The sequence below is a fragment of the Serratia silvae genome (genome assembly GCF_023282985.1).
GTDB lineage: Bacteria > Pseudomonadota > Gammaproteobacteria > Enterobacterales > Enterobacteriaceae > Chania > Chania silvae.
Genome location: NZ_JAGQDC010000009.1, coordinates 79,738 through 106,001, shown reverse-complemented (window position 1 = coordinate 106,001; position 26,264 = coordinate 79,738). Strand labels below are relative to the sequence as shown.

Below are 26,264 nucleotides of genomic sequence, written 5' to 3'. Positions count from 1 at the left end.
TTGGCCGCCGCCTGTGAATTGTGAGCCGTTTCACCGTTCGGGCGTTTCTGTTATGTGAAGATGTAACTAGTTGATAACAAAATACTAACGATGGCAGGGAGTAGGGATGATGGATTACCCGATGGGTGTTTCTGCACTGGTCACTTTGGTGGTGATCGCCTTATGGGCAACGTCGCGTTTGCCGGAGTATCTGGTTGCGCTGCTGTTTTTTGCTACGGTGATGGTGTTGCAGTTGGCACCGACGGCGGTGGTGTTCTCTGGCTTTGCCTCATCGGCATTCTGGCTGGTGTTGAGCGGTTTTGTGCTGGGGACAGCCATTCGCTCTACGGGGCTGGCCGATCGGTTGGCCAACCGTATTTTGCCGCTACTGGCCGGTTCCTGGCCACGGTTGGTGGGCGGGGTGGTGGCCATCAGCTATGCGCTGGCCTTTATCATGCCGTCGAATATGGGGCGTATTACCCTGCTGATGCCGATCATTATGGCGTTAGCCGAACGTGCAGGGTTGGCGGAAGGATCGCGTGGCCGCTATGGCCTGGCGTTGGCGGTGGGGTTTGGCACCTTCCAGCTTTCGGCCAGCATTCTGCCCGCCAACGTACCTAATCTGGTGATGAGTGGGGCGGCAGAGAGTGCCTATGGCATTCACTTCACCTATCTGGCTTACCTGCTGCTACATGCGCCGATCCTTGGGCTGGCAAAAGGTGCGTTGCTCACGTTTTGCATCTGCTGGCTGTTTCGTGCCAAACCACAACCGGTGGAAAAAAACACCGAGCAAAGTGCGCTTAGCGCGGCGGAATGGCGGCTGATCGCGCTATTGCTGATCACGGTGCTACTGTGGATCACCGATAGCTGGCACGGTATCGCTCCCGCCTGGGTAGGGCTGACTGCCGCTTGCATTTGCCTGTTGCCGCGTATTGGTTTCCTGACGGGGGAGCAGTTCGCTGCTGGTGTCAACATTCGCACTTGTCTCTATGTGGCAGGGATCCTTGGGTTGACGGCTTTGGTGAGCCATTCCGGGTTGGGGGATTGGTTAGGCAGTGCGTTGCTGAACGTCATACCGCAAACCCAGGATCGGCCATTTACCGCTTTTGGCATGTTGATCGGTATTACGACGCTGTTGAATTTTGTCGTGACGGCCAATGGCGTACCCGCGTTGTTTACGCCGCTGGCGCAGGTTCTGTCAGAGGGGAGCGGCTTGCCGCTAACCACGGTATTGATGACTCAGGTCATTGGTTATGCCACGCCGCTGCTGCCGTATCAGGCATCACCGATTGTGGTAGCAATGGGGATGGGTAAAGTTCCACCGCGTGAAGGACTGAAACTGTGCCTGCTGCTGGCCCTGTTAACCTTTGGGTTGTTGGTACCGCTGGATTATCTGTGGTTTGGACTATTGGGTTGGTTTGGTTGAGGGGAGAAAAACAAAAGGCGGCATCTTGGCCGCCTCTTTGCACAAAACCGTTTTAACGATTAGTTATAGATAATCGCTGTGCCGTGCAGTTTATTGCTACCGGTTGTTGCGATGATCTGGAAGGATTTAGCCCCTGCTGCATCCGCTTTGGCTGCCAGTTTGTTTTCCAGTGAGGTCAGGTTAGAAGCGCCACTCACCGAGATCACCCCGGATTTTTGCAGATCAGCAGGTTGGCTGTTGACCAATTCTGCGGCGAAACTACCGAAAGATACAGAAGCGAGTGCGATGGCTGCGATAGTCATTTTCAGGTTTTTCATAATGTTGTTTCCTAGCTCTAGATGAGCAATAAAGGTTTTTGTGTATCCCGTTTAATTACTTAACGGTCGATAATTTAATGGTAGGCTCCTGCTTGGGAGATTGCAAACATTTTTTTAGTGGTTGTTAATTAATTCGTTCGATTCCGCTCAAGCCGCTGGCAGATGGGGAAGGAATGTCAGGATGTGATTTTTGATTAACTTATTGTTATTTAATATTTATTTTTAAATTCACTCGTATTTTCGCAACCGTGTAGCAAGATGAAACCTGGATTGAGCGCTGTTTGCTGCCCGGCAGGAGGCGTCATTGGCAGCATTGCTTACCGATCGCTAATTAAAAGTTGCTCGCTTATCATCGGCGGCGTACTATTTTTTGTACCGATCGATAATTTAATTATTGTGCCCGAGTTGGGCCACCGGGAAAGTGAGGGTCTATGAGTATCAATAATGAAGAAGCATGCGCGAAGAAATCACGCGGCAGGCCGAAGCAGTTTGATCGCGATCAGGCCGTCGAGCAAGCGCTTGAGCTGTTCTGGCGCCATGGCTATGAATCCACCTCGTTGGCCGATCTGGTGGACGCGACCGGGGCTAAAGCGCCTACGCTGTATGCGGAGTTTGGTAACAAAGAGGGGCTGTTTCGTGCTGCGGTTGAGCGCTATCTGAGCCGCTACGTTGAGTGTTACAACCGCCTGCTGGCCCAGGAGTTACCGATCGCCGACATTGTCGAAACCTATCTGCGCACCTCGGCAGAGGTATTTACCGATCCGGAAAACCCAGCGGGTTGTTTTATGGTTTGTGCCAACGCCGCCTTGTCCTCCTCTTCAAACGATCTGGCTGAGATGCTGCGCAACAAGCACCATGCGCAGGAAACCAGCCTGAAAATCTGCTTTGATCGTAAGGTAAAACAAGGGGAGTTGCTGGCGCGAACCGATACCGCGTTGTTGGCAAAATACATTATTTGCCTGATTGAAGGGATGTCCGCCCAAGCGCGTGAAGGGGCCAGCCGTGAAGACTTATTCGGGCTGCTGGATACCACCATGATGGTGTGGCCACGTTTGAGCCAGGTCGGCAATAAAGTTTGATCCGCCGTTAGACAGCCCCTCTCTGATCGTGGGAAAGGGGCCTGTTTTTATTGCGCTGCCAGCAACATATGCAGTAATGGGAAAGGCTTGCCTTGGCCATCCAGCTCGCTGCGGCCCGTCACCACAAAACCGTAATGTTGATAAAACGCCAATGCCTGAGGGTTTTGCTCGTTGACGTCCAGCAGCAGTTCCTGATGTATGGCTTCAACCTCGGCCAGTAGGGCTTTGCCAATACCTTCGCCGCGGCGCTCGGCATCAATAAACAGCATTTCTACCTTGTTTCCATCCAGGCCGATAAAACCGCATAGCTGCCCTGCAGCGTCTTCGGCTACCCAGACGCTTACCGCCGGGAGATAGTCGTTGAGGATCAGCGGATACAGGTGCGCAATATCCTCTTCGGCCAGGAAATGATGGGTGGCGCGCACCGAACGCTGCCAGATTTCTACTAGCTGCACGTTATCCGCAGCCACACGCGTTCTTATCGTTATCATCGACATTCTCAATCTATTGTCATTTAAGCTATCCACATAGCGAGTTGAGCAGTCTCAGACTCAGCCCCTCACTATGATAAACTGCGCCATAGGCCGTGGACAGGGGGATGGAAGTGATACGCGCAGCGATAGAGAAACAGGTGCTCAGCTTGACCGGGCTGGCACTCGGCGGGATCGATTTTGAAAATCCGGCGGGCGATCCGGGGCTGTTTGGCCCGCAGTCGGTCACTTGGCAAGTGCATGGTGACTTCACCTCCATGCTTTGTGGCGGCGTCAGTGCGCTGCTGTTGCAGATGTTGCATCCGTTGGCCTTGGCAGGCGTGTGGGATCATTCCAACTTCCGCGAGGATATGCTGGGCCGCCTGCGTCGTACCAGCCAGTTTATCTCTGTCACCACGTTTGGCCCCAGTGCAGAGGCGCAACGCCTGATCGCCAAAGTCAAAGCCATCCATTTACAGGTCAACGGTACTGATAATAACGGCCAGCCTTATGCCGCCAGCGATCCGCATCTGCTCACCTGGGTCCATGTCGCCGAAAGTAGCCGTTTCCTGGCCTCGCACCTGCGTTACCGCAATCCGCACTTATCCCTTGCGCAACAGGATACTTATTACCGTGAAGCGGCTCGCGTAGCGGAAGCCTTGGGCGCGCGCGATGTCCCAAAATCCTGTGCGGCGGTTGATGATTATCTGCACCAGATGCGCCCGCAGTTGGTTTGCGATGAACGCACGCTGGAAGTGGCGCGCATTCTGCTGGCGGCCCCGGCTCCCAGCACGCTGGCGCGACCGTTTGGCGCATTGGTGATGCAGGCAGGGATCGATCTGTTGCCGGACTGGGCGCAGCAACAGTTGGGATTCACCCCAGGAGCGACCCGGCGGAGGTGCGTGCGTATTGGCGTTGGTGGCGTTGGAAGGGTGCTGCGCGCTTCGGTACGCAATGGCTCCTACCACCGGGCGGTGCGGCGCATGAATAAGAGCATCTCAACGCAATGTTAGCCAGCGCTGCCACTTTTGAGACGATTGCACGTGATCCCGATTGACGATGCGTTCTACACTGGCCCAGAGAAATACTCTATTTTAGTGTGCAGCCTACTTCTGCGCCGGCAATCCCTTGAGGTGATATGAACGAGTCAAACGTACTTGCTGAAGTGAATAACGAGAACCAAACGCTGGTCGCGGTGGTTCAGCAAGATAGCCGAGCCGCCTATTTTTATATCTACCCAACGGAAGAATATAGCGAGCGTTTTCAGGTGCGTGCCTGCTGGCTGCGCAACCTGGCAACGGCTCCGCAGCAGGAAGATCGCGCCGCTCTGGAAGCAGGTCTCCCCCCAATGCTGGCGGCCGAATATTGCCGTAATCTGGAAGGCGAAGCGCCATTGGATCCCGCAGGGCTGATGGTGATCTGGACGGAAAGCGACGACGGGGCTGCCCTGTGGTATCACGGGCAGCTACTAGCCGTGATACCCGGCTGGAGTTTATACATCGATCACTCGGTCTGTTATTCCGCCAGCTGCATCAAAGAGAATCCATTGGCCTATCCGCTCGGCTCCGCGTCCACCAATACGCAATATGCGTTGGCAGAAAATACCCGGCAGTTCTGGCGTAGCTGGCAGCGGGAAGAGGGCAATCCCTGGCCAAAAATGCAGAGTGATTACCAGGCACAATACGAACAACACTTTGGCCCTTCAGTGAAGTATTACGCTATCGATCAGGGCAAATGGCCGCCGATGGCCATCACCCAGCATGAGCGCGACGGGGTTTACTATTTCCTTACCATGGGGGCCAGCATCCGGCCGATGCCGTGGGTAGAGATTATGTTCAGTGACGATGCTGCCAGGTTCCGCCGGATGGAGATGGCGATAGCTATTGATGGTCAGTTTATGACCGAAGAAAATGCGGTGCAGATGGCCAGTGCGCTAGCGGGATTTGCCCATGTGCCCTGGGCAAATATCACCTGGTTTGGCGAAGGGCATACGCTGGCGTCGGCGGTGGCTCCGCAGGGCTATGAAGGCTATGTGCTCTCTTCGTCATTTTATCCCTACAGTGAGCACTTGGTATTGCCTAAACAGTATGGCGATACGGTGAATATCTTCTGGGCCAGCCCGGTGTTTGCCGCCGAACGGGAATTGGCGCAGGCCACGCCTAACGGTGGTCACGATCTGGTGAGGAATATGCGTGAGCAGGGCGTCGATCATATCTTCCGCCCACGCCAGCCTTTTGTTTAACGAGTACCGGCACTGTCTATTTAACGATCGCTTTTGGAGCCAGCTATGAAGTCAGCGTTGTTAGTCATCGATGTGCAGCAAGGGCTGTTTAATCCCCCGCCAGCAGAGGCTGAGCAGGTGCTCGCGCTGATTAATCAACTGAGCGAACGTGCCCGACAGGCTGGCGCGCCGGTGATTTTTATTCAGCATCAAACGGCTCATGAGGAACTGCCGCACGGCAGCGAAGCGTGGCAAATTCATGCTGGGTTACAGGTGGAAAACGGCGATCATCGGATAGACAAAACCACACCGGATTCTTTTTTACGCACCTCTCTGGGCAAGTTGCTGATTGCCGAAGGAGTTACACAACTGGTGATCTGTGGCTACTCCACGGAATACTGCGTCGATACCACCACCCGCCGGGCTGCTGGCCTGGGTTATCCGGTGGTACTGGCGGCAGATGCCCATACCAGCCACGACAAACCCCACGCCAGCGGGCTACAGATCCGTGCCCACCATAATGCCACCTTGTCGAGTATCGAAAGTTTTGGCGTGGCGATCCGCGCTGTGCCTACTGCCGAGGTGAGTTTCTGAGCCGGATTCCGCCCTTGACGTGGTTCTGAGCGGGGTGTAACGTAGCTGGATGAATATCTTCCCGCAGTTCACATCTTGTTTTAGCTGGTGGCGCCTTTTCTAAGGGCGGCACGGGTATTCATCCCTCTTTTTTAATGCCGCCGGTTTTGGCGGCATTTTTATAGCGTTGATCCGGCGGTCTGTTTACTTCCAGGAGCAAGGTTATGAGTTACACCATTCTGACTGGCGATCGCGCCACCGGTTCACTGCATTTGGGTCATTACGTCGGTTCACTGCGCCAGCGCGTTGAGTTACAGCATCATCACCAGCAAACGGTGATGGTGGCCGATTTGCAAGGGTTGACCGATAACGGCAGTAATCCGCAAAAAATCAGTGCCAACGTGCTAAACGTGGTGGCCGATTATCTGGCGGTAGGTATCGATCCCGCCAAAACCACGCTGTGCCTGCAATCGGCGCTCCCGGCGCTGGCAGAACTGACGATGTATTACCTCAATCTGGTCACCGTAGCCCGGTTGGAGCGCAACCCCACGGTGAAAAGCGAAATCATCGAGAAAGACTTTTCACGCAGCCTGCCTGCCGGATTCCTGATTTACCCGGTCAGCCAAGCTGCGGATATCACTGCCTTTGGGGCTACCCATGTGCCGGTTGGGGAAGATCAGTTGCCGATGCTGGAGCAAACCAACGAAATTGTCCGGCGCTTTAACCGCATCGTCGATCGCGAGGTGTTGGTGGAGTGCCAGCCGTTGCTGAGCCGAGTGGGTCGGCTGCCGGGGCTGGACGGGCAGGGTAAGATGTCCAAGTCACGTGGCAATACCATTATGCTGGGGGCCAGCGCTGACGAAGTGCATAAGGCGGTCATGAGCATGTTTACCGATCCCAACCATCTGAACGTCAGCGACCCCGGCCAGGTGGAAGGCAATATGGTGTTCACCTATCTGGATGCGTTTTGCGAGGATGCGGCGTTGGTGGCACAGCTGAAGGATCACTATCGTCAGGGCGGGTTAGGTGACGTGAAGATTAAACGGTTGCTGGAGGAGTGCCTGCAAACGCTGTTGGAGCCTATCCGCACCCGGCGGGCCGAGTACAGCGCCGATAAGGGCGAGCTGATGCGTATCCTGAGAGAGGGCAGCCAGCGGGCAAATCAGGTGACCCAGGGCACCTTGGCACAGGTCAAATCCGCGCTGGGTCTGAATTTTTTTGCCCTGGATTGAAGGCCCCTCTCCGGTTGGAGAGGGGGATATCTGAAGATCAGGCAGCGCTGTCGGTGATCGGGTGTTTGACGATAAACACGTAAGACAGTGCACCGATCAGGGTAACGCAGGAACAAATGGTCAGTGCCAGGCTGAATGAGTTGGTGGTATCCAGGATCCAGCCGGTAATCACCGGGGCAAACGAAGCGAACACAAAGCTGGCAAAGTTTTGAATGCTGCCCACCGAGGCGGTCATACGGGAAGTGACCGCTACGTGGATCAGCCCCCAGCAGGAGGTGCCGGCAAAGTGGATACAGAACAGTGCCATACTGATTAATGCCACCGCGCTGGTGGTGGTGGTCGCCTGTGCCACGACGGAGGTAAAGCCAGCGGAAAGCAGCATACCGGCGACGATACAGATTTTACGGCTCTTGAGCGGAGCCATGCCCCGGCGCACCAGGAAGTCGGTGACAAAGCCGTTTGACAACATCCCCGCCGCACCAAACAGGAACGGGATTGCCGCCAGCATACCGGTACTTTTCAAATCCAGATGGTAGGTGGTCTGCAGGTAGCCCGGCAGCCAGGCCAGATACAGCCAGGCGGTGTAGTTGATGCCGCTAAAGCCGATCATCATTCCCCACATGGTGCGGTTCTTGAACAGCGATCGCCACTCCTTGAAGTCCATCGGCTCACGGCGTGCGCTGACGCTTCCAGCGTTGAGATAGCTTTGCTCCTGCTCGCTGAGCTTGATGTCTTCGCGGTTGCGATACCGCATGTACCAACCGATGGACAGGACAATGCCCAGTAAACCGATGGTGATGAACATCCCGCGCCAGCCTAATAACAGCATCATGGCGGTGAGGATTGGTGGGCTGATGGCTAACCCGATGGTGGAGGCCGAGTTAAAGATCCCCATCGGCATGCCGCGATCTTTGATGTTGAACCAATCGTTGATAACTTTCACACCGCAAGGGTTCATGGGGGCTTCGCCGATCCCCAAGCCAATACGCACCCAGATAAACTGGGTAAAGTTGTGGATCATGCCAGACATCGTCTGGAACGCAGACCAGACAAACATCCCCAGGCCGAGCATGATACGTGGGCCTTTGCGATCCAGCAGTGGCCCACAGGGTAATTGGGCTATCCCATAGGCCAGCGAAAAAGCGGAAAGCAGCAGGCCAATCTCGGTACCGCTCAACCCCATTTCTTCACGAATGGTGGAGTTGGCGACGGAAAGCGAACTGCGATCGAGAAAATTAATCACGGCAGCGAAAAATAACAGGATCATTGCCGTAGTCTGGATTTTTTTAATTCTTGCAGAGCGCTCTGCTATGCCGCCTTTGGGGATGGGATTAATATTGTCTGAATAACTGTCCGCCTGTTCTTTTCCAGTGCTCACGGTGGTTATTTTTTCCATCACTCGCCTCTATATTCCGTATTAATAATAGTTATTTTTCCGGGGCATGGCCCTGGGTCGGTGTTAATAACGGTATGAATCAGGCTTTGAGCCTAGGCGGCGAAAATGTTTCATGGTTCCTTTTTTAACCGGTTCCGTGCGGCGGTTACGATTTTGCTGTTTTTAATCGGTTTTAAATCCCGTTTCACACGGTTTTTTATCAATAAAAATCAGCAGGCATCCTGTTTGATGGAACGGATCATCGACTGTTTGGCGGTATCAAGATGGCGGTGCAGTTCACGGGCGGCCTCCTGATCGTTGCGACAGATCAAGGCGCTCAAAATGGCCATATGCTCTTCAATCGCAATAATATTTCTTTGCTTCAGGTCGGTTTCATCCCATTGATAGTGGAAGTGAAAAATCACCGAAATGATTTCCAGCGACTGATTGAAAAATGGGTTGTTGGCGGCCGACAGAATCAGGGTATGGAAGTCACGATCCAGCTGAGAGAACAGCCGATAATTGTCGCTGATGGTGTCGCGCAGCTCGCGATGGCGGTTCAACAACTCCTTGGCTTGCAACCAGCGGCTATCCTGTGCGGGCAGGTTGATAAAGCGTGACAGCGCGTGAGTTTCCAGCATTTGCCGTAGTTCAAACAGCTGTTCGGCATAGTTCTGATCAAATTTTTTCATGCTCCATTGGCCGCGGCGCACGTTGTCGATAAGGTCAAAGCGGCTAAAGCGCAGCAGGAATTCCCGCACCACGACCGGGCTGACGTTAACTGCGCGCGAAAGCTGCAATTCGGTGAATGAATCCCCTGCGCGTAGCTGCTTTTGGTTAATCATTTGATAGAACGCTTTTTCAAACAGTTTGCCTTGCTCGTCCAGCGATTGGCTCATGCATTCAAAGCCGTCTTCTGCCAGCGGCAGGCGCAGGATCACATAATCATCATTGACCTTCTCCAGTACCCCGCGTTGATGGAGGTGCGCAAGCGTGTGGCGTACCGTGGTGCGGCTGATGTTATACATTTCTGCCAGCGCCGCCTGGGAAGGCAGCGGTGAGCGGAGGTGGCCCTTGATAATGCCGTCGATCATCTGATTAACCACATTTTGGCGGAGGTTTTGCGTTCTGCTCATTGGCCCTCTCTATGAAATGTTTTTTAAGCATTTAAAACCCATTTAAACCGGTTTAATTTGTGCTGACTCACAAATTCCTCTCATCAGCTCAATACGCAGGTTCTTTTTGCGGGATAACAGCGCCACATCACAGGAGGAGGGATCATGACCACAATGAATACGCTAGTTTGTCTGGAGCCGACCCGGCTGGTTTACCAACAAAGGCCGGTACCGCAGCCTGCGCAGGACGAAGCGGTGCTAAAAATAGTGACGGTAGGCATTTGCGGTACCGATATCCACGCCTGGTCTGGTCAGCAACCGTTTTTCAGCTACCCACGGGTACTGGGGCATGAAATATGCGGCGAGATTGTCAGCGTCGGTAGCCAGGTTAGTGAATTGCGCGTCGGCCAGCGTGTGGCGGTGATCCCTTATGTCTCCTGTCATCACTGCGGAGCATGCACTAGCGGCAGGCCCAATTGCTGTGAAAATATTTCGGTGATTGGTGTGCATCAAGACGGCGGTTTTAGCGAATTTCTGAGCGTGCCGGTGAGCAACCTGCTGGCCGTGGATGATGTGGAACCCCAAGCGGCGGCGCTGATTGAACCATTCTCTATCAGTGCCCATGCCGTACGCCGAGCGGCCATCGAGCAGGGCGACCATCTATTGGTAGTGGGCGCTGGGCCAATTGGCCTGGGGGTTGCGGCAATCGCCAAGGCGGATGGGGCAACCGTGATCGTGGCCGATACCAGCGCAGAGCGCCGAAGTCATGTGGAAAAAATGCTTGGGCTGACCACGCTAGATCCGTCGGATGCCGGCTTTGACGCTGCCTTAAGAGCACAATTCTCTGGCATGTTGGCGGCAAAAATCATTGATGCCACAGGTAATAAACATGCGATGAACCAAAGCGTCAACCTGATCCGCCATGGTGGCAGCATTACGTTTGTCGGCCTGTTCAAGGGCGATCTGCAGTTCTCCGATCCGGAATTCCATAAAAAGGAAACCACCATGATGGGGAGCCGCAATGCGACCAAAGAAGACTTTATCAAGGTTGGGCGCTTAATGGCCGCCGGAAAAATAACTGCCGGGATGATGCTTTCCCATCAATTCGAGTTTTCCACGCTGGCAGATATTTATGAAGCGGAAGTAATTAATAATAAACAGCTGATTAAAGGCGTGATTCATTTTAACTAACTCGATTACTCCCCAGGTCTTGCCGAGAGTAATTTACGACCTGGGGGATCACCGGATGCAAGGAGCAATAATGAAACAACTTAATCGTAGCGAATTTCCTGGCGCGCAATATCCCGATCGCATTATCCAATTCGGTGAAGGTAATTTCCTGCGCGCCTTCGTCGATTGGCAAATCGACCTGCTAAATCAGCATACCGGGCTGAATGCCGGCGTGGTGGTGGTGCGGCCAATTGACAGCCAGCAGCCGCCTTCGCTCAATACTCAGGATGGCTTGTACACCACCATTATCCGTGGGCTGAATGAGCTGAGGGAGGCGGTTTGTGAGCCGCGCCTGATCCGTTCGGTCAACCGGGAAATCAACGTTTACCACCAGTACGACAGCTATCTGGCATTGGCACGGGATCCGGCGATCCGCTTCGTGTTCTCCAACACCACCGAAGCGGGGATCAGTTATTTACCGGACGATAAGTTCACCGACGCTCCGGCTGCCAGCTTCCCTGCCAAGCTGACGCGGCTGCTGTTTGAGCGTTTCAGCCATTTTGACGGTGCTGCAGACAAAAGCTGGGTGCTGCTGCCGTGTGAGCTGATCGATTACAACGGCGAAGCGCTGAAAGAGTACGTGTTGCGCTATGCACAACAGTGGCAGTTACCGCAGGCGTTTACCGATTGGCTGAACGATTGCAACACGTTCTGCTCAACGCTGGTTGATCGTATCGTCACCGGCTACCCACGCGATGAAGTAGAGCAGTGGCAACAGCAGTTGGGTTACCAAGATAGCTTCCTCGACACGGCGGAACATTTCTATCTGTTTGTGATCCAAGGCCCGCAGTGGTTGGTGCAAGAGCTGCATCTGGATCGGTTGGATCTGAATGTCCACATCGTCGATGACATCAAACCTTATAAAGAACGCAAGGTGGCGATCCTTAACGGGGCACATACGGCGCTGGTGCCAGTGGCATTCCTGGCCGGTTTGAATACCGTGGGTGAAGCCATGAGCGACGAGCAGATCGGCGGCTATGTGGCCTGCACCATTGCCGAAGAGATTATGCCGGTGCTCGATCTGCCGCAGGAAGAGTTGCGGCCGTTTGCCGAAGCGGTGCAGAACCGTTTCCGTAACCCGTTTATTCAGCACCAGTTGCTGTCGATTGCGCTGAACGGCATGACCAAATTCCGCACGCGTATTTTGCCGCAGTTGCTGGCAGGCCAACAGAAAAATGCCGCGCTGCCGAAACGGCTGACCTTTGCTTTGGCGGCGTTACTGGCCTTTTATCGTGGTGAACGGCAGGCGGGCAGCTATGCGTTGCAGGATGATGCTCATTGGCTGACGCGGTTTGAAACCCTATGGGCTGCGGTTCAGCACCGGGATATGACGCTCGCGGCGTTGGTGGAAAACGTGCTGGCCGATGAGGCGCACTGGGGACAAAATCTCAATGCCGTTCCTGGACTTAGCGCTGCCGTGACCACCGATCTGCAAGCCATTCTTGACCACGGGATGCGTGCAGCATTGAGTGAAATGGAGCGCCGATAAAACCTCCACCCGCTTATTTTAATCCTACCAATCACGGGAAATGGCGTTGAACGTCATTTCCCGGCCATAAAACCATCATCTGCGTGTCATACAGTTATTCGTTAATAGGAGCCCATAAGATTAGCCACTGAAATCAGAGAAATCATATGGCGCAGGCACTGTTAAAACTGGCACCGACCGACTATCCAGGGCAGCAACCGATCCCTTTACGCAAGGTATTAGCGGTGAAAGGATTGGGTAAGGCTTACCAATCCCAGCAACGCGTCCTTGACGACATCAATTTTGATTTGCACGCCGGGGAGTTTGTGGCGGTGATTGGCCGCTCCGGGGCCGGTAAATCTACCCTGTTGCACACGCTGAACGGCACCATTCCCTCCAGCTGTGGCGAGATGCTGCATTTTGAGGACGATGGGGTTGCTCAGGATATCGCGCAGCTCTCAGCCCGCCAGATGCGCCAATGGCGCGCCCGCTGTGGCATGATCTTCCAGGATTTTTGCCTGGTCCCCCGGTTGGATGTGATCACCAACGTGCTGCTTGGCCGCCTCAGCCACACCTCGACGCTGAAATCCTTCTTTAAAGTGTTTGACGATGCTGACCGCGCGCGGGCTATCGAGCTGCTGCAATGGCTGAATATGCTGCCGCATGCGCTGCAACGGGCCGAGAATCTGTCCGGCGGCCAAATGCAGCGCGTCGCCATCTGCCGTGCGCTGATGCAAAACCCTAAAATTTTGCTGGCCGATGAGCCGGTCGCCTCACTCGATCCGAAAAACACCCGCCGCATTATGGATGCGCTACAGAAAGTCAGCGAGAACGATATCGCGGTGATGGTGAACCTGCACTCGGTCGAACTGGTGAGGGAATATTGCAGCCGGGTGATTGGCATCGCCCACGGAAAAATCATTTTTGACGGCCACCCGTCGCAGCTTAACGAACGTATTTTGCAGCAGCTGTATGGCGAAGAAGCCAATCAGATCCATTAATCACTTGAACGTCACCTTTACACACAGGGCATGCGCAATGAAAAAAGTATTCACACTGACCACCATGATGGCCGGCGTAATGATGGTATTTAATGCAGGTGCAGCGGATGCGCCGAAAGAGTTGAACCTGGGGATCCTGGGTGGGCAGAACGCGACTCAACAGATTGGCGATAACCAGTGTGTGAAAGATTTTCTGGATAAAGAGCTGAACGTAGACACCAAGCTGCGTAACTCTTCCGACTACTCTGGCGTGATCCAGGGATTGATCGGGGGCAAGATCGATCTGATGTTGAGCATGTCGCCTTCGTCATTTGCTTCGGTGTATATCAAGGATCCCAAGGCGGTCGATCTGGTAGGGATCGCGGTGGATGATACCGATCAGTCTCGCGGTTATCACTCGGTGGTGGTGGTGAAAGCCGACAGCCCTTACAAAAAGCTGGAAGATCTGAAAGGCAAATCCTTCGGCTTTGCGGATCCGGATTCAACCTCCGGTTTCCTGGTGCCAAACCAGGTGTTCAAACAGCAGTTTGGTGGCACGCCGGATAACAAATACAACAATTTTTTCTCCAGTATCACTTTCTCTGGTGGCCATGAGCAGGACGTACTCGGCGTGTTGAACGGCCAGTTTGAAGGTGCGGTCACCTGGGCCTCGATGATTGGCGATTACAACACCGGTTATACCAGCGGAGCCTTCAATCGCATGATCCGTATGGATCATCCGGATTTGATGAAGCAGATCCGCATTATCTGGCAGTCGCCGCTGATCCCTAATGGCCCGATCCTGGTGAGCAACTCCCTGCCTGCGGATTTCAAAGCCAAGGTGGTCACCGCCATCAAGAAGCTGGATACCGACAACCATCAGTGCTTTATCAAGGCGATGGGCGGCAAGCAGCACATTGGCGAGGTCAAGCTGGCGGAATATCAGACCATTATCGATATGAAGCGTGAGCTGACCAAGGACGGCCGCTAAGGCAGCAACGTTGGCCCCTCACCCCAACCCTCTCTGTGGGAAAGGGTTGGGGTGAGGGGCCAATACTCTCCACTACAAGAAGATGGAAAGCGATTTTGAATACCGACTTCGCACACTACTACCAACGGATCCGCAGTAAGCAAAAGCGTGAAACTTTGCTCTGGTCACTCGGGCTGGTAGCGCTTTATCTTGGCGCAGGCAATATTGCCGAGTTCAACCTGCATACCGTCTGGGTGTCGATCCCGCATTTCTTTGACTATCTGGCAGAGACCATCCCGGTGCTGCACTGGCCACTGCTGTTCGCCGACGGCCATACCGAAGGCTCCTTCGCCTATTGGGGCTACCGGTTGCATATCCAATTACCGCTGATCTGGGAAACGCTACAGCTGGCGCTGGCGGCGACCATCCTCTCCGTGCTGGTGGCGGGTGGGCTGGCCTTTCTGGCGGCCAATAACACCCACAGCCCGGCGGCGCTGCGCTTTGCCATCCGTACGCTGGTGGCGTTCTTGCGCACCATGCCGGAGCTGGCCTGGGCGGTGATGTTTGTGATGGCGTTTGGCATCGGTGCCATTCCCGGTTTTATGGCGCTGGCGCTGCACACCATCGGCAGCCTGACCAAGCTGTTCTATGAATCGATCGAAACCGCCTCCAACAAGCCGGTGCGCGGGCTGGCCGCCTGTGGGGCCACGCCGTTACAGCGCATGCGTTTCGGCCTGTGGCCGCAGGTCAAACCGATTTTCCTGTCCTACAGCTTTATGCGACTGGAGATCAACTTCCGCCAGTCGACCATCCTCGGCCTGGTAGGAGCAGGTGGAATTGGTCAGGAGCTGATGACCAATATCAAACTCGACCGTTACGATCAGGTCAGCATGACGCTGCTGCTGATTATCGTGGTGGTTTCGCTGCTGGATTACGCCTCCGGTGAATTACGTAAACGCGTTGTCGAGGGTAAAGCCTAATGTCCGTTCAGCCGATCTCTGCCACCAACCTGCAACAACTCAAGCAGCAGAACCCGGAAATCTTCTCGCGCCAAGGGCGCTATCTGCGTACCCTCGGCATGATTGCCGTGGCGATTGTGTTGTATTACGTCTTCTTCTTCCTGGTATTTGGCATTTCCTGGCTGCAATTTGCCAACGGTTGCCAACAGATTAGCCGTTACTTTATGCGTATGTTTGTCTGGCACGACTTTGCCAACTGGCCGTTTGGCTACTATTTCCAACAGATCTTTATCACCCTGGCGATCGTGTTTGCCGGCACCATTACGGCGACGCTGCTTGCTTTACCGCTGTCGTTTCTTGCCGCACGCAACGTGATGTCCTCGCCTGTGCTACGGCCAGTAGCGACGCTGGTACGCCGCCTGCTGGATATTCTACGGGGTATCGATATGGCTATCTGGGGCCTGATTTTCGTGCGTGCCGTGGGCATGGGGCCGCTGGCCGGGGTGTTGGCCATCGTGATGCAGGATATCGGCCTGCTTGGCAAACTGTATGCCGAAGGCCACGAAGCGGTGGATAAATCCCCCAGCCGTGGGCTGACGGCGGTGGGGGCCAATGGGCTGCAAAAACACCGTTACGGCATTTTCACCCAATCCTTCCCGACCTTCCTGGCGCTGAGCCTGTATCAGATTGAGTCCAACACCCGTTCGGCGGCGGTGCTCGGTTTTGTCGGAGCCGGGGGTATCGGCCTGGTCTATGCCGAGAACATGCGGCTATGGAACTGGGACGTCGTGATGTTTATCACCCTGATCCTGGTGGTGATCGTAATGCTGATGGACAAGATCTCCGCCATCCTGCGTAACAAATATATCGTTGGTGAAGACATTCCGCTTTACCCGAAAAATCATTAACCTCTGCGGGTAAACCCAGGTTTGCCCGTGGAAATTCCATTGAGAAACCCCCGCCGGATCCCTATACTGCCGCCATGCAAGGTGTGCAGCGCTGCACGCCTCTCCTGATTGACAAGCGAAAGGTTATTCCATGATTAACAATGATGTGCTGCGCAGCGTGCGCTACATGCTGGCTATTAATGACGCGAAGATGGTAGAAATCGTCAAACTGGACGGTTTTGATGTCGATGTCGCAGCCATGGGGACCTACATGATCAAGGAAGGCGAGCCGGGTTTTGAAAACTGCCCCGACGAAGTGATGGCACATTTCCTCAATGGTCTGGTGTTCTTCAAGCGTGGCAAAGACGATAAATTCCCGGCACCGGCGGTAGAGCTGCCGATCACCAACAACCTGGTGCTGAAAAAGCTGCGTGTAGCGTTTGAACTGAAGGATGTCGATCTGCACCAGATTTTTACCGCGGTGGAATTCCGTATCTCCAAGCCTGAGCTGAGCGCACTGTTCCGCAAAGAAGGCACCAAAAACTACCGCCCATGTGGCGATCAGATGCTGCGCTACTTCCTGAAAGGGCTGACCCAGCGCATACGCGGCGCATAATCCCGCGTAGCAATGCATCAGGCGTCCTCATTGAGGGCGCTTTTTTTTGTATACCCTGCATTTGTCGATCATACTCAGTACGATGCCGCCTGACGGTAGAACATGTCCGAACTTTCCGACTGAAATAAGGGAATTATGACGACAGCACCCACCACGTTGCCACCAGTGTTAACCAGCACGGCAATAGAACAAAAAATCCTGCGCAGGTCGATCTTCTGCACGTTGTTTATCGCCAGTGCCGGGATCGTGTTCGGGATTGTCTGTGGTTCCATGTCGATCGTGTTTGACGGTATGTTCTCGGCGTTGGATGCGGGCATGTGTTCATTATCTCTACTGGTATCCCGCCTGCTGGGGCAACCCCATAGCCGCCGTTTTCAGTATGGGTTCTGGCATGTCGAACCGCTGGTGCTGGCATTTAACGGCAGCTTACTGGCGTTGCTGTGTCTGTATGCCTTTGTGAACGCAGTCAAAGGCATTGCCGACGGAGGGCGTGAACTCGAGCTGGGCTGGGCGATTGTCTATGCCGTTACCGTCAGCGCTTTCTGCTTTACCCTCTACGTTAAGCAAAGCCGGCTGAATAAGCAGGTCAAGTCGGAGCTGATCGCGCTGGATAACAAAAGCTGGCTGATGTCGGCCTGTATCAGTTCGGCGTTATTGGTAGCTTTTATTCTTTCCTGGCTAATGGAAGGAACCCGTTATGAATACCTCAACGTCTATGCCGACCCTGTCGCGCTGGCACTGTTGACGCTGGTCTTGATCCCGGTGCCGATCAAAACGGTAAAATCTGCCATTCAGGAAGTATTACAGATGACGCCGGACAGCCTGGATGCCAGGGTGGAAGCCATTATGGCGCAGCTGACGCTGGAATATGGCTTCCTGGATTATTCCAATTACGCCACCCGCGTTGGCCGTGGGCTGTTTATTGAGATCCACATCGTGATCCCGCCAGAGATGGAACACAGCGGCGTACACAAGCTGGATAAAATCCGTGACCAGATAGCCGACGCCATTGGTGAAGATAGCCCGCACCGCTGGCTGACTATCTCTTTTACCCACAACGCCAAGTGGCTATAGGTTTTTAGTCTTGAGCGATGGGTTGCTTGCCACTCAGTGCTCCCCATTCGCTCCAGGCACCGTCATACAGCTTCACCTGCTTGGCATCCAGTGATTGCAGGCCAAAGGCCAGCACGGCGGCAGTGACGCCAGAGCCACAGCTGACGATGGTGGGGGCGTCGATATCGACCCCTTTTTCTTCGAAGGTTTTTTTCAGCGCCTCAAGTGATTTGAAACGCCCGTTCTCCAGCAGATCGCCATACGGAATATTGATGCTGCCAGGAATATGACCACGGTGCAGACCAGGGCGTGGTTCCGGAGCTTGAGCATAGAAACGGGGGGCGGCACGGGCGTCGAGGATCTGCCGCTGGTCGTTCATCGCCTGCTCAACCTGCTGCATATCCACCACCGCTTCGGCATTAAAGTGCGCGCGGAAGGTGGCGGGGGTAGGCTGCGCGGGGCCAGTTTCTAGTGCGTTTCCCCGTGATGTCCAACCCTGCAAACCTTCATCGAGCACGAAAACGTTCTGCGCGCCGAAATTACGGAACGTCCACCAACCGCGCGGTGCAGAGAACTGATTGCCTTCGTCATAGAACACGATGGTCTGCTGGTCATTAATGCCCAGTCTACCTGCGGCAGCAGCAAAGGCGTCTGCCGTGGGCAGCATATGCGGCAGCGTAGTATTTTTATCTGCGACGTCATCAATATCGAAATACACCGCACCTGGAATATGGCCACGCTCAAATTCGGCCAACATGTCTTTCTTTGGCACTTGGCCAACCGGTGACATGCGCACGTCAACTATTGCCAGATTCTCGTCGTTGATATGCTGTTCAAGCCATTGCGCAGTCACTAAAAAGGGAGAGTTCATGGTTATTGTTCGCCTGTCGGGACAAAGAAGGTTTTCACTATACCTCAACGATCTTGCATATTGGTATGCTGCAGTTTGAAAGGGAGCGGTGCAGATGATTGACCAAGAGTTTGATGGGGCGAAAATCGCCTTGCTGTACGGCGGCCTGGTGCTGGTTTACCGGCGCGATGACAACCCGGCGATCCCCTGGCCTGGCTGCTGGGATTTACCCGGCGGCGGGCGTGAAGGCGACGAAACTCCGGTGCAATGCGTGCAACGGGAAACCGAGGAGGAATTCGGTATTCTCTTGCCCGTACGGCAAATTGTCTGGCAACAGCGTTACGCTGGGATCAAGCCTGGCTCGCCGCCCACCTGGTTTATGGTGGGGGAAATCTCCTTCGCACAGATTGCGGCGATCCGCTTCGGTAATGAAGGGCAGTGTTGGCAAATGATGCCTGCGGATGAATTTGTGCGGCACCCGCAGGGCATTGCCCATCTGCGTCAGCGGCTAGCGGATCGCCTGGCCCAGCTCAACTAGCCGGACACGCTCGATCAACGCCTCAAGCTGGTGCTCGGAAAACACTTCGATGCCATGTTGGCGTAGTAGCTCAGCGGTGACACCGCTGCCGGGCTGGGTTTGGCCGTTGAATGCGCCGTTGTAAATGGTTTGGCTACCGCAGGAAGGGCTGCGATCGCTCAATAGGGCAAAACGGCAGCCATGCCGGCGGGCGGTATCCAGCGCCAGATGGGCACCCAACAGATACTGATCGGTGACGTCGTTCCCTTGTGCGTCGATCACTCTGGCCTGGTTGGTTATCACCTTTGCACCATTGGCGGCAGCAATCTCTGCCGGTGGGCGCGGTGTGGGGAAACCGGCGGCCAGTTCGGGGCAGCAGACCACCAAACGTCCCTCTTCTTTCCACTGCTGCAAGGTGGTATCGATAACGGTTTTGCTGGAAGCGTTATAACGTACGTTGAAACCGGCCAGGCAGGCACTTAGCAAGATTTTCGGCGGCATGAGGTGTCTTCTGTTGAGGGGGCGAAAGTGTGGCATCAAGGCCCACACGCGCGGCTTTATAATAGCAGCGCGGTTTAGCTTACCTTCCCACTATTTTGTTAACCACGTGTTCTTTATTAATCGGGTTTTATGAAGGCAGTCACGGATCAGGGGCAAAGTTGATTATCGGCTTGTTAGTGAAATTTAAATTTCATATAAGATTTAATTGAACTTTTATTTCTATTGACGGTTAGGGAGAAAACGATGAAACAGGTGCGTGTTGGATTGATCGGTACCGGCTATATTGGGCGCTGCCATGCTATCGCCTATGCACAGGCTGGCACGGTGTTCCCGCTGAAAGGGGAGCTAGTGTTGGAGATGTTGGCGGAAGTGACGCCCGAGCTGGCAGCCCAACGTGCGGCGGAGTTTGGCTTCACGCGCTCAACCGCCAACTGGCGCGAACTGGTAGCCGATCCTGCTATAGACGTGGTGGATATCTGCGCCCCTAATTTCCTGCATAAAGAGATGGCCCTGGCGGCGATTGCGCAGGGCAAGCATGTCTATTCCGAGAAGCCGCTGGCGCTGAATGCGCAAGACGCCGCCGAGATGGTGCAGGCCGCGCGGGCCAACGGGGTCAAAACTCTGGTTGGGTTCAACTATATGAAAAACCCGACCAGCCAGCTGGCGCGGGAAATCATCGCCAACGGTGAGATTGGTGAGGTGGTGCATTTTTACGGCACACATAATGAAGATTATCTGGCCGATCCGCGCGCGCCGATCGATTGGCACTGTCGTAAAGCGACCGCCGGGCTGGGGGCGTTGGGCGATCTGGCGGCGCATATCGTGAATATGGCGCATTATCTGGTGGGGGATATTGTTGCGGTGTCTGGCGATATGCAAACACTGATCAAGCGGCGGCCCGATCCGAACAATCCGGCCAAGATGTGCGAAGTTGAAAACGAAGATCAGGCCAGCGCGTTGGTGCGCTTTGCCAATGGCGCGATGGGCACCATAGAAACCTCACGCATTGCCTGCGGGCGCAAAATGGGTCTGACCTATGTGGTGACCGGCACCAAGGGCACGCTGAGCTTTACTCAAGAACGCATGGCCGAACTGAAACTGTACCGTCACGACGAACCGGCAGAGCGGCAGGGCTTTAAAACCATCATGGTTGGGCCGAAGCACCCGGATTACGCTGCCTTCTGTGTCAGCGCCGGGCATGGTATCGGCTTTAACGATCAGAAAACGGTGGAGATCCGCGATCTGGTCAACGGTATTGCGGCGGGTGACCGGCTGTGGCCAGACTTTGAGGAAGGCTGGAAGGTATCCTGCGTGTTGGATGCGATTGCCGCCTCCGCCGACCAGCGCCGCTGGCTGAATATCAACCGCGATTGACTTTGGTTGCTTGCGCAGGCGGCTAATGAGGCCTCTTGGCCGTGGCGGCTGCTGTTTCTCAATCTGAACTATCATTTAGTTCAGATTGATTTACCCGGTTTGCCTTGGTACGGGCTGCGCAAAGTCTATCTGGCTGAGCAGCAGGCCTACCGGCAACGTAGCCAGGAGTTTGTGGTGCAGGGCTACGGCAACTGGTTTGTTGACCATGCTGTGACGCCGATTGCTGTTGAAGTGCACCCGTTAGAACAGGAGAGTGTCGGGAAACATCATGTGATACGCTGGGCTCATACCACGCAGGATTTTCCAATCGATCTGGCGAAATAACCGGAAAGCATCATCAAAAAAGAGGATAAAGCATGGCTATTACCCCATTACGCGCACATTTTTTGGCATTGGCTTTGACCGTTCTAGCGGGGGGCAGCGGCGTTGCGCAGGCGGCCGATACGGTACGCGTGGGTTCTAAAATTGATACCGAAGGCTCGTTGCTCGGCAACATCATTGTGCAGGTGCTGGAAGCCAACGGCATCAAAACCACCAACAAGCTGCAGTTGGGTACCACCAAGGTACTGCGTGGCGCGATCACTTCCAGCGAAATTGATATTTACCCGGAATATACCGGTAACGGTGCTTTTTTCTTCTCTGATGAAAAGGATGCGGCCTGGAAAAACGCTCAAGCCGGGTTTGAGAAAGTGAAAAAGCTCGACTATGACCAGAACAAGATCGTTTGGCTGGATGCTGCCCCGGCAAACAACACCTGGACGATCGCCGTTCGCCAGGATGTGGCGCAGGCCAACCAGCTGAAAACCCTGGCAGATCTGGCCAAGTGGATCAACGGCGGTGGTAAGTTCAAACTGGCTGCATCGGCAGAATTTATCGAACGCCCAGACGCGCTACCGGCCTTCCAGAATGCTTATGGCTTCAAGCTTAATCAGGATCAGTTGCTGTCACTGGCTGGCGGCGATACGGCGGTGACCATCAAGGCGGCGGCGGAACAAACCTCTGGGGTGAATGCGGCGATGGCTTATGGTACCGATGGCCCGGTAGCTGCGCTGGGCCTGCAAACGTTGGAAGACCCACAGGGCGTACAGCCGATCTATGCGCCAGCACCGATTATCCGTGAAGCAACGTTGCAGCAGCACGCCAATATCGCCGAACTGCTCAAGCCGGTATTCGCCACGCTGGATGGCCCAACCTTGCAGCAACTGAACGCGCAGATCGCTGTAGAAGGCCAGGATGCCAAACAGGTGGCGGTCAATTACCTGAAACAGAAAGGGTTGATTAAGTAACCTTGATTCGGTGATTGAATCTGATATTGCTCACCCCAACCCTCACCCTGTGGGAGAGGGTTGGGGTGAGGGGACGTCAGCTTACGCGTGGTTATGCATTCTGCGCTTAACTGGCTGATTAGACCCGGGAGTGATTTTGATTATTGTCTTGAAAAACCGCGTATTACTAACCTTGTTTATTTTGCTGCTGCTGGCGGCCTTTGGCCTACCGTTCCTCAGCTATGCTCCCAATCGCCTGCTGTCTGGCAAGAGTATCTCTCTGATTTCACTGTTGCATGGCCCGGCGCTGTGGTTGCTGCTGCCGTTACTGGCGCTGGCTGTGCTTAGTTTGTTGACCCCTACGCGCAATCGGGCGCTGCTGACCGCCTGCGTTGCCGCTGTGCTATTGACCATAATCTTTTGGTTGAGCGGCTATACCGCGCAGCAACTGGCATTGCAGGGCTCCCCGCTGGCACGCACTTCATGGAGTAGTGGTTGTTGGCTGATGGCGGCGTTGAGCGGCCTGATTGCCGCAGATGCCATGACGCGGATCACCCCATCGCACCTGTGGCGCATTCTGGGTAACGCCTTGGTGGTGGTACCTGTCGCGCTGTTGCTGTTTACCCATCGGTTGGATCAGCTTTCCCTGCTGAAGGAGTACCACAACCGACAAGAGGTGTTTGATGCGGCGTTGCTACAGCATTTGACCATCTTGCTGGCTACCCTGGTACCGGCATTACTGATTGGTGTGCCACTGGGGGTGCTTTGCTTCCATGCAAACCGCTGGCAGACACCGATCTTCTCAACGCTGAATATTATCCAGACCGTGCCTTCCATTGCGCTGTTTGGCCTGTTGATTGCCCCGTTAGCCGGGCTGGCAGCGGCGTTTCCCTGGCTGGCCAAATTAGGCATCAGCGGTATAGGCATGGCCCCGGCAATTGTGGCGCTGGTGCTCTACGCTCTGTTGCCACTGGTGCGCAGCGTAGTCGCCGGTTTGCAAAGTGTGCCTGCTAGCGTGATTGAGTCCGCCAGCGGCATGGGAATGACGCGCGGGCAGATTTTCTTTGGCGTACAGCTACCGCTGGCGTTGCCGTTGTTCCTGACCGGCGTGCGGATCCTGGCGGTGCAAACCGTGGGGATGGCAGTAGTGGCCGCGCTGATCGGTGCCGGGGGTTTTGGCGCGATTGTATTTCAAGGATTACTCAGCAGCGCACTTGATCTGGTGCTGCTTGGGGTGATCCCAGTGATTGCCATGGCGGTGATCGTCGATTCGCTGTTTAAATTCATAATTTCAATGTTGGAAGTGACTGCCAGATGATTAACTTTGACCGGGTAAGCAAGATTTTTCAGGGGAAACCGGCGGTGGACAATCTCTCGCTGAACATGGCGGAAGGGGCGTTTACCGTGCTGATTGGCACCTCCGGCTCTGGCAAATCCACCACGTTGAAGATGATCAACCGCTTGATCGAGCATGATGAAGGCAAGATCAGGTTTGCTGGTGAGGAGATCCATAAGTTCAAGCCGCAGGATTTGCGCCGCCGTATGGGCTATGCCATCCAGTCGATCGGCCTGTTCCCTCATTGGACGGTGGAAGAGAATATCGCCACGGTGCCGCAGTTGCTGAAGTGGCCACGGGCACGGATCCGTGACCGGGTTACTGAGCTGATGGAGCTGCTGCAACTGGAGCCGGAGCTGTTCCGCCGCCGCTATCCACATCAGCTTTCCGGCGGTCAACAGCAGCGGGTTGGGGTAGCACGGGCGCTGGCTGCTGATCCAGAGGTGTTGCTGATGGACGAACCTTTTGGTGCGCTCGATCCAGTGACCCGAGCCTCGTTACAGGCTGAGATTGCCCGCATTCATCAACTGTCTGGCCGTACTATCGTTCTGGTGACGCACGATATCGATGAGGCGCTGGGGCTGGCTGATCGGATCGTGCTGCTCGATCAGGGACGTGTGGTGCAGCAGGGCACTCCGTTGGAGCTGCTGACCAACCCGGTGAATGATTTTGTGCGCGATTTCTTTGGCCGCAGCGATCGGGGGATCAAGCTGTTGGCATTGGGCACGGTAGCCGAAAGGGTGCGGCCGGGCGAGGCGGAAGGGGAACCGATCCAGGCCATGCTCAGTCTGCGTGAGGCGCTGTCGGTGTTTGTTGCCCGAGGTAGCGAACGCTTACCGGTGGTCGGCGATCAGGGGCAAGCGCTTGGCGTTTTGCATTTCAGCGATTTGATAGCACATAAGGCGCTGTCATGAACATCAGGCGCTGGTGGCGCGATCCGCTGCCGTGGACTTTTGCTCTGCTATTGGGGCTGGTTTTCGGCATGAACCATCTACATGGCCTGTTTGCCGCCTGGTTCCCACAACTGGACAGGCCGGTGTATCAGCAGGACAGCTTCTTTTCGCTGGTTATTGCGCACTTATCGCTGGTAGCAGTATCGAGCCTGATTGCGGTAATGATTGGCGTAACCGCTGGCATCGCAGTCACGCGTGGTGCCGGGCGGGAGTTTCGCTCATTGGTAGAAACAGTGGTTGCCGTTGGGCAGACTTTTCCACCGGTCGCGGTATTGGCAGTGGCGGTGCCAGTGATGGGCTTTAGTGAGCAGCCAGCGATTATTGCGCTGGTGCTGTATGGTTTATTGCCGATCCTGCAAGGCACCTTGACCGGGATAGAGTCGGTTCCGGCGGGCACACGTGAAGTAGCGCAAGGGGTGGGAATGAGCCGCGGGCAAATTTTGTGGCGCGTTGAGCTACCGCTGGCGGCCCCGGTGATCGTCGCGGGGATCCGTACTTCGGTGATTATCAATATTGGCACGGCGGCGATAGCCTCGACGGTGGGCACCAAAACGCTGGGAACACCGATCATCATTGGTCTGAGCGGCTTCAACACGGCGTATGTGATCCAGGGGGCGGTGGTGGTGGCGCTGTTGGCGATCATTACCGACATGCTGTTTGAACGCTGGGTGTGCTACCTCACCGCCTGGCGTCAGCAGCGGCTGAGCGTTTCATCTTCTACGGGGTAACTTCCATGGCGATAGTCTCTTTACCGATGTACGGTGTTAGCCACCAACAGGTAGAACCGTTCTGGCAAGCGCTACGCGATAAGCTGCGGCAACTGGGTATGGTAGAGGTTCCCCAAGAGTTGAGTTGGCCGCAGGATTTACCGCAACACTGGCAACGGCCTGACCTGCTGTTAAGCCAGACCTGCGGTTATCCGCTGGTGACGGTGTTACCACAGGTACAGCTGGTGGGCACTTACCATTACCGTGTAGAGGGTTGTAGCGGAGCGAACTACAGCAGTTGGCTGGTGGTGCGTGAGGATGAACCGGCTGAACGGCTGGACGATTTCCGCGAGCGTGTAGTGGCGTATAACAGCCGGGATTCGCAGTCAGGATATAACAGCCTGCGAGCCTTGATTGCACCGCTGGCGCGGGAAGGGCGTTTTTTCCGCCAGGCGATCGCCTCTGGCGGCCACTATCGCTCATTGGAGATGATCCTGGAAGGGCTGGCGGATATTGCGGCTATCGACTGCATCAGCTTTGCCCTGTTGAAACGGGCGCGGCCACAAGCCGTTGCTGGCCTGAAGATTATTGGCCGTACCGCTGCGGTACCTGGCTTGCCGTTGATCTCGGCGGCCGGAACGCCAGATTCACAATTGGCAATCCTGCGCGCTGCGGCCAGCGCCATGGTCAACCATCCGGCCAGTGAAAGCCTGCTGATCGGCGATTTTAGTCTGGTGCCGCGTACCGCTTATCAGCGGGTGGCCGAGCTTGAAAGGCAGGCGGCCAACGCTGGCGTAACGGCGTTATAGAG

General features: G+C 55.0%; 27 protein-coding genes and 1 pseudogene. 22 read left to right on the top strand and 6 right to left on the bottom strand.

Translation table 11 applies throughout. The annotated features are described in order from the left end of the window. Positions 1-106 precede the first annotated feature (106 nt). A complete protein-coding gene (locus KAJ71_RS12965) occupies positions 107-1,405 on the top strand; it encodes an SLC13 family permease (RefSeq protein ID WP_248946110.1) in 1,299 nt (432 codons plus the stop codon). A gap of 59 nt (positions 1,406-1,464) precedes the next feature. On the opposite strand, the gene bhsA is transcribed toward KAJ71_RS12965, so the two are convergent. Continuing rightward, positions 1,465-1,722, bottom strand: a complete 258-nt coding sequence (gene bhsA / locus KAJ71_RS12960) for a multiple stress resistance protein BhsA (protein WP_248946109.1) — start codon at positions 1,720-1,722, stop codon at positions 1,465-1,467. Between the two features lie 431 nt (positions 1,723-2,153). Between bhsA and KAJ71_RS12955 the strand changes: the two genes are divergently transcribed. Then, complete coding sequence (locus tag KAJ71_RS12955) at positions 2,154-2,801, top strand: TetR/AcrR family transcriptional regulator (protein ID WP_248946108.1); 648 nt, start codon at positions 2,154-2,156, stop codon at positions 2,799-2,801. A gap of 47 nt (positions 2,802-2,848) precedes the next feature. On the opposite strand, the gene KAJ71_RS12950 is transcribed toward KAJ71_RS12955, so the two are convergent. Continuing rightward, positions 2,849-3,292 carry an acetyltransferase gene (locus KAJ71_RS12950; RefSeq protein ID WP_248946107.1) on the bottom strand — a complete coding sequence of 148 codons (444 nt, stop codon included), beginning with the start codon at positions 3,290-3,292 and terminating at the stop codon, positions 2,849-2,851. A gap of 107 nt (positions 3,293-3,399) precedes the next feature. On the opposite strand from KAJ71_RS12950, the gene KAJ71_RS12945 reads away from it, so the two are divergent. The 4 genes from KAJ71_RS12945 (at position 3,400) to trpS (ending at position 7,297) form a co-directional block, all read left to right on the top strand. Next, positions 3,400-4,284, top strand: coding sequence for an oxygenase MpaB family protein (locus KAJ71_RS12945; protein WP_248946106.1), 885 nt, complete (start codon positions 3,400-3,402; stop codon positions 4,282-4,284). A gap of 125 nt (positions 4,285-4,409) precedes the next feature. Continuing rightward, a complete protein-coding gene (locus KAJ71_RS12940; RefSeq protein ID WP_248946105.1) occupies positions 4,410-5,513 on the top strand; it encodes a suppressor of fused domain protein in 1,104 nt (367 codons plus the stop codon). Between the two features lie 45 nt (positions 5,514-5,558). Further along, positions 5,559-6,086 (top strand): cysteine hydrolase family protein, encoded by a 528-nt coding sequence (locus tag KAJ71_RS12935; protein ID WP_248946104.1) that lies wholly within the window; start codon positions 5,559-5,561, stop codon positions 6,084-6,086. Between the two features lie 203 nt (positions 6,087-6,289). Next, positions 6,290-7,297: a tryptophan--tRNA ligase gene (trpS, locus tag KAJ71_RS12930; protein WP_248946103.1), complete on the top strand. Its 1,008-nt coding sequence runs from the start codon at positions 6,290-6,292 to the stop codon at positions 7,295-7,297. Between the two features lie 37 nt (positions 7,298-7,334). Here trpS and KAJ71_RS12925 read toward each other — a convergent pair whose 3' ends face one another. Beyond that, entirely contained in the window at positions 7,335-8,564 is a 1,230-nt protein-coding gene (locus KAJ71_RS12925; RefSeq protein WP_375540737.1) for an MFS transporter, read from the bottom strand. Between the two features lie 338 nt (positions 8,565-8,902). Further along, on the bottom strand, positions 8,903-9,808 hold the full coding sequence (locus KAJ71_RS12920) for a GntR family transcriptional regulator (RefSeq protein ID WP_248946101.1): 906 nt from the start codon (positions 9,806-9,808) through the stop codon (positions 8,903-8,905). Positions 9,809-9,952: 144 nt separating this feature from the next. On the opposite strand from KAJ71_RS12920, the gene KAJ71_RS12915 reads away from it, so the two are divergent. The 8 genes from KAJ71_RS12915 to KAJ71_RS12880 all read left to right on the top strand — a co-directional run bounded on the left by KAJ71_RS12915 (position 9,953) and on the right by KAJ71_RS12880 (position 17,971). Continuing rightward, complete coding sequence (locus KAJ71_RS12915) at positions 9,953-10,978, top strand: zinc-binding alcohol dehydrogenase family protein (RefSeq protein ID WP_248946100.1); 1,026 nt, start codon at positions 9,953-9,955, stop codon at positions 10,976-10,978. A 70-nt stretch (positions 10,979-11,048) separates the two neighbouring features. After that, a complete protein-coding gene (locus KAJ71_RS12910; RefSeq protein WP_248946099.1) occupies positions 11,049-12,506 on the top strand; it encodes a tagaturonate reductase in 1,458 nt (485 codons plus the stop codon). 146 nt (positions 12,507-12,652) lie between these two features. Continuing rightward, positions 12,653-13,486 (top strand): phosphonate ABC transporter ATP-binding protein, encoded by an 834-nt coding sequence (gene phnC / locus KAJ71_RS12905; protein WP_248946098.1) that lies wholly within the window; start codon positions 12,653-12,655, stop codon positions 13,484-13,486. Between the two features lie 37 nt (positions 13,487-13,523). Continuing rightward, positions 13,524-14,456: a phosphonate ABC transporter substrate-binding protein gene (gene phnD / locus KAJ71_RS12900; protein WP_248946097.1), complete on the top strand. Its 933-nt coding sequence runs from the start codon at positions 13,524-13,526 to the stop codon at positions 14,454-14,456. Positions 14,457-14,551: 95 nt separating this feature from the next. Continuing rightward, positions 14,552-15,415 carry a phosphonate ABC transporter, permease protein PhnE gene (gene phnE, locus KAJ71_RS12895; protein ID WP_248946096.1) on the top strand — a complete coding sequence of 288 codons (864 nt, stop codon included), beginning with the start codon at positions 14,552-14,554 and terminating at the stop codon, positions 15,413-15,415. Further along, the gene (gene phnE / locus KAJ71_RS12890; protein WP_248946095.1) at positions 15,415-16,302 is read left to right on the top strand and encodes a phosphonate ABC transporter, permease protein PhnE; all 888 of its coding nucleotides are present in this window, start codon (positions 15,415-15,417) and stop codon (positions 16,300-16,302) included. The genes phnE (KAJ71_RS12895) and phnE (KAJ71_RS12890) overlap by 1 nt, the downstream gene beginning before the upstream one ends. 130 nt (positions 16,303-16,432) lie before the next feature. Continuing rightward, complete coding sequence (locus KAJ71_RS12885) at positions 16,433-16,897, top strand: YehS family protein (RefSeq protein ID WP_248946094.1); 465 nt, start codon at positions 16,433-16,435, stop codon at positions 16,895-16,897. A gap of 135 nt (positions 16,898-17,032) precedes the next feature. Beyond that, the gene (locus KAJ71_RS12880) at positions 17,033-17,971 is read left to right on the top strand and encodes a cation diffusion facilitator family transporter (RefSeq protein WP_248946093.1); all 939 of its coding nucleotides are present in this window, start codon (positions 17,033-17,035) and stop codon (positions 17,969-17,971) included. A 4-nt stretch (positions 17,972-17,975) separates the two neighbouring features. Here KAJ71_RS12880 and sseA read toward each other — a convergent pair whose 3' ends face one another. After that, positions 17,976-18,821 carry a 3-mercaptopyruvate sulfurtransferase gene (gene sseA / locus KAJ71_RS12875; protein WP_248946092.1) on the bottom strand — a complete coding sequence of 282 codons (846 nt, stop codon included), beginning with the start codon at positions 18,819-18,821 and terminating at the stop codon, positions 17,976-17,978. 94 nt (positions 18,822-18,915) lie between these two features. Between sseA and KAJ71_RS12870 the strand changes: the two genes are divergently transcribed. Then, positions 18,916-19,338: an NUDIX hydrolase gene (locus KAJ71_RS12870; protein WP_248946091.1), complete on the top strand. Its 423-nt coding sequence runs from the start codon at positions 18,916-18,918 to the stop codon at positions 19,336-19,338. Here KAJ71_RS12870 and KAJ71_RS12865 read toward each other — a convergent pair. After that, on the bottom strand, positions 19,309-19,818 hold the full coding sequence (locus KAJ71_RS12865) for a 2-thiouracil desulfurase family protein (RefSeq protein ID WP_248946090.1): 510 nt from the start codon (positions 19,816-19,818) through the stop codon (positions 19,309-19,311). The two genes, KAJ71_RS12870 and KAJ71_RS12865, sit on opposite strands and share 30 nt — an antisense overlap. Before the next feature lie 243 nt (positions 19,819-20,061). Here KAJ71_RS12865 and KAJ71_RS12860 point away from each other — a divergent pair, with 243 nt between their 5' ends. The 7 genes and pseudogenes from KAJ71_RS12860 to KAJ71_RS12830 all read left to right on the top strand — a co-directional run bounded on the left by KAJ71_RS12860 (position 20,062) and on the right by KAJ71_RS12830 (position 26,262). Further along, positions 20,062-21,192 carry a Gfo/Idh/MocA family protein gene (locus KAJ71_RS12860; protein WP_248946089.1) on the top strand — a complete coding sequence of 377 codons (1,131 nt, stop codon included), beginning with the start codon at positions 20,062-20,064 and terminating at the stop codon, positions 21,190-21,192. Between the two features lie 24 nt (positions 21,193-21,216). Then, positions 21,217-21,516: pseudogene (locus KAJ71_RS12855) on the top strand (fatty acid desaturase); the annotation flags it as partial. A 32-nt stretch (positions 21,517-21,548) separates the two neighbouring features. After that, entirely contained in the window at positions 21,549-22,478 is a 930-nt protein-coding gene (gene osmF, locus KAJ71_RS12850; RefSeq protein ID WP_248946088.1) for a glycine betaine ABC transporter substrate-binding protein OsmF, read from the top strand. A 142-nt stretch (positions 22,479-22,620) separates the two neighbouring features. Further along, a complete protein-coding gene (locus tag KAJ71_RS12845) occupies positions 22,621-23,775 on the top strand; it encodes an ABC transporter permease (protein ID WP_248946186.1) in 1,155 nt (384 codons plus the stop codon). After that, entirely contained in the window at positions 23,772-24,707 is a 936-nt protein-coding gene (locus tag KAJ71_RS12840; RefSeq protein WP_248946087.1) for an ABC transporter ATP-binding protein, read from the top strand. Before KAJ71_RS12845 ends, KAJ71_RS12840 begins: the two co-directional genes overlap by 4 nt. Beyond that, positions 24,704-25,474 carry an ABC transporter permease gene (locus tag KAJ71_RS12835; protein ID WP_248946086.1) on the top strand — a complete coding sequence of 257 codons (771 nt, stop codon included), beginning with the start codon at positions 24,704-24,706 and terminating at the stop codon, positions 25,472-25,474. The genes KAJ71_RS12840 and KAJ71_RS12835 overlap by 4 nt, the downstream gene beginning before the upstream one ends. Before the next feature lie 5 nt (positions 25,475-25,479). Further along, positions 25,480-26,262 (top strand): phosphate/phosphite/phosphonate ABC transporter substrate-binding protein, encoded by a 783-nt coding sequence (locus KAJ71_RS12830; RefSeq protein ID WP_248946085.1) that lies wholly within the window; start codon positions 25,480-25,482, stop codon positions 26,260-26,262. Positions 26,263-26,264 lie beyond the last annotated feature (2 nt).